Raw genomic sequence first — 3,564 nt, 5'->3', positions numbered from 1 at the left:
CCCATGGGCACGCGGGACATGGACTCGACACCGCCGGCCAGGACCAGGTCCTCGAAACCGGAGCGGACCTTCTGCGCGGCCATGTTCACGGCCTCGAGGCCGGAGGCGCAGAAGCGGTTGATCTGCACACCGCCGACGGTTTCGGGCAGGCCGGCGGTCAGCACGGTGGTACGGGCGATATCGGAGCCCTGGTCGCCGACCGGGGAAACCACACCGAGGATGAGATCGGAGATCCGGTCCTCGTCCAGGTTCGGGAACCGCTTGCGCAGCTCCTGCACCAGCCCGGTGGTCAGATCGATCGGCTTGACCGAGTGCAGCGACCCCTTCTTGTTGCGGCCGCGCGGGGTGCGGATGGCCTCGTAGATGTAGGCCTCTGTGGTCATATCGGAGTGTTTCCTTCCTAGGAATACGCCTGCTGTGCACCTGGCGGGGCAGACGCGAGTTACCTCGCCGACCGGCCGTTCGACCGACCGTCCTTATTCAGTTGGGCCAGCATTCTGTTGGTCAGTGCGGCGGGCGGGTCACCCGCGCGGGCATACGCTGTACAAACCACGACACGGACCAGCGGACGAGTACCCGGCGGACCGTACGTCACGGCCCACCATAGAACCTCGTCGCGCCGAAGTCCGCAGCCACCCGCCCATAGTACCGCCGGATGCGAACTCCGGTTAACTTAACGTGGTCGAACCGGTGCTTGTCAACCATTCAGCCGGGTGGCACCCAGCTCACTGGCCAGCAATTCCAGAGCGACCTCATCCGGGTCGCGCCGATCGCCCGGAGCGACCGGCCGCGCCGACTCCGCGAGCATCTCCTGTTCCTCCTCCGGAGTGGAGGCGGGCACGGCCGCGGAGCTGTACCCGTACTCCCCGCCATCGGGGTCGTCGGGCAGGTCCGGGAAGTCGGGCGGGGGAACGTCGCCGTAGGGGTCCACGGCCGCCGACGATCCCGATTTCGCCTGGCTGGGCCGGGAAAAGCGCGGGGGTCCACCGCCGCCGCGACGGGCCGGCGCACGACCGGGATCCTCACCACGGCCGGCACCGGGGGTACCCGCGCCCGCGGCGGATCCGGAGGCCGGGGACTCGGCCCCGGAAGTTCCGCCGTCGCCGGAACCCGGCGCGGACGGCGCGGCGTCCGCGGTGCCGCCGGCGGTGGAGCGGCGTACGGGGGCTCGGCGACCGCCGCTGTCGGAGTCGCCGGAATCACCATCGCGCGCCGACCGGCGACCGCCGCGCTCCCGGCCACCGGGCCCACGGGAGGCCTGCTGACCCGCGACCACCCAGCGCACCGCGTATTCCCGCCCGAGCACCGCCGCGACCGCCGAGCGCACCGCCGACAGCGGCTGCGGTTGCGACAACCGCTGCACCAGCGCGGCATGGTGGGCGAACAGGATCTCACCGTCCTCCACACCCGCCACCGACGCCCCCGAGGTGAGCATGGCCCCGATGGTCGGCCCGAACTCCCGGACCTTCACCTTGATCTCGGGCCAGGCCGCCTCCACGGCCGCCAGCAGGTCCGGGCCGCCGGGCGCCGCCGCGGGCTCGGGTTCGGGTGCCGGATCGGGCCGGGGTCCCGGTGTCACCTCGGGCTCGGGTCCCGGAGCACCGGCACGCTCGGGTCCCGGTGCCGCGGCAGGCCGAGGATCCGACGACGCGCCGGACTCGGGCCCCGACGACGCGGCGGTACCGGGATCCGATCGGTCGGCAGGCTCCGGTCCCGGAGCACCGGCGGACACCGGTCCCGGTGCCGCATCGACTCCGGGCGCTCCGGCGGTCTCTCGCTCGAAGGCCGCGGCAGTACGCGGGCCCGCGGCGGGCTCGGATCCGGCCGCCGTGGCGGGCCCGGGCTCGGCTGCCGATTCGAACCCCGGCCCGGACTCTGCGGCGGCCCCGGGCCCGCCATCCGGACCCCGATCGCCCAGAACCTCGGTCGACCCGGCCGTAGGTGCGGCGGCGGACATCGGCCCACCGGCGTGGGTGGGATCGGATTCACCCGTTGCGTCCTCGGATCCACCATGCGGTATCGGGCCCGACACGGCGGACCCGCCGGTGCTCGGCTCATTCCGGCCGGGGGAAGTATCCGCCGGGGCACCCGCTCGCGTGTCGGGCGCGGCATCCGCCACCGGCTCCCCCGGGCCCCGCTCCGGGGTCCGCCCCGTCCGGGCCTCCCGGACGGCCGCCAGCGCCTCGGCGCCCCGGCGCCGCGACGGATCGGCCGGAGGACGCGCGGGCGCGGGGGCGGCGGGCGCCGGCTCGGGCGCCCCACCGGCACCCGGAACCGCCACGCCACCTGCGGCCACTCGCCGCTCCAACTGCTCCAACCGCTGCAGGGTCGCCCCCGCTGATTCATCCGCGGCGGGCAGCACCATACGCGAACACACCACCTCGAGCAGCAGACGCGGCGCGGTCGCACCCCGCATCTCCCCCAGCCCGGCATGCAGCAATTCGGCGCAGCGGGTGAGCGTCGCCGGGCCGATCCGGCCGGCCTGAGCCCGCATCCGGTCCACCAGATCGCCCGGAGCGGCGACCAGACCGCGTTCGAACGCATCCGGTACGGCCTGCACCAGGATCAGATCGCGCAGCCGTTCCAGCAGATCCACCGCGAACCGGCGCGGATCGTGCCCGGCCTCCATCACCCGGTCCACCGTGCCGAACAGAGCGGCGCCGTCATTGTCGGCCAGCGCGTCGACAGCGTCGTCGATCAGCGCCACATCGGTCACCCCCAGCAGTGCGACGGCACGCGAATAGGTGACGCCCTCGTTCCCGGCGCCCGCGAGCAACTGGTCCAGAACACTCAAGCTGTCTCGCGGGGAACCGCCACCGGCCCGGATCACCAGCGGATACACCGACTCCTCCACCGGCACCCGCTCCTGCTCGCAGATATCGCCCAGCAGGCCGCGCATGGTGGCCGGGGGCAGCAACCGGAACGGGTAGTGGTGGGTTCGCGAGCGGATGGTGGGCAGCACCTTCTCCGGTTCGGTGGTGGCGAACACGAAGATCAGATGCGCCGGCGGCTCCTCGACGATCTTCAGCAGCGCGTTGAACCCCGCGGTGGTCACCATATGCGCCTCGTCCACGATGAACACCCGGTAGCGGGACTCGGCAGGCGCGTAGAAGGCCCGGTCCCGCAACTCGCGGGTATCGTCCACGCCGCCGTGGCTGGCGGCGTCCAGCTCGATCACATCGAGATTCCCGCCACCCCCCGGCGCCAGCGAAACGCAGGACGCACAGGTGCCGCACGGCGTCGACGTAGGGCCCTGCGCACAGTTCAGCGACCGCGCCAGGATCCGCGCCGACGATGTCTTACCGCACCCCCGCGGCCCCGAGAACAGATAGGCATGACTGATCCGGCCGGTATCGAGCGCCGTACACAGGGGGTCGGTGACATGCTCCTGGCCCACCACATCAGCGAACGTTGCCGGTCGGTACTTCCGGTACAGAGCCACGGCCAGAGGCTACCGAATCTTTGGCGGCGCCTCCGGCGCCGCGGGGTTGCGGGCCTTTTGTGTTAGGAAGAGCACACGACTGAAAAACAGTCACACCACCCAAGATGGCGTTTTACGGCTTG

At 72.1% G+C, this 3,564-nt stretch carries 2 protein-coding genes; both read right to left on the bottom strand.

Annotated features, from left to right (window positions below; genetic code table 11):
• On the bottom strand, positions 1-383 hold a 383-nt coding region (locus ACWDU1_RS30745), incomplete at its 3' end, for a thiolase family protein (protein WP_450003846.1).
• 314 nt (positions 384-697) lie between these two features.
• Positions 698-3,442, bottom strand: coding sequence for a DNA polymerase III subunit gamma and tau (locus ACWDU1_RS30740; protein WP_450003844.1), 2,745 nt, complete (start codon positions 3,440-3,442; stop codon positions 698-700).
• Positions 3,443-3,564: the final 122 nt, after the last annotated feature.

This window comes from Nocardia sp. NPDC003345 (assembly GCF_053589395.1).
The sequence above is the reverse complement of the archived record's forward strand: the minus strand, read 5'-3'. Positions and strand labels throughout refer to the sequence as shown.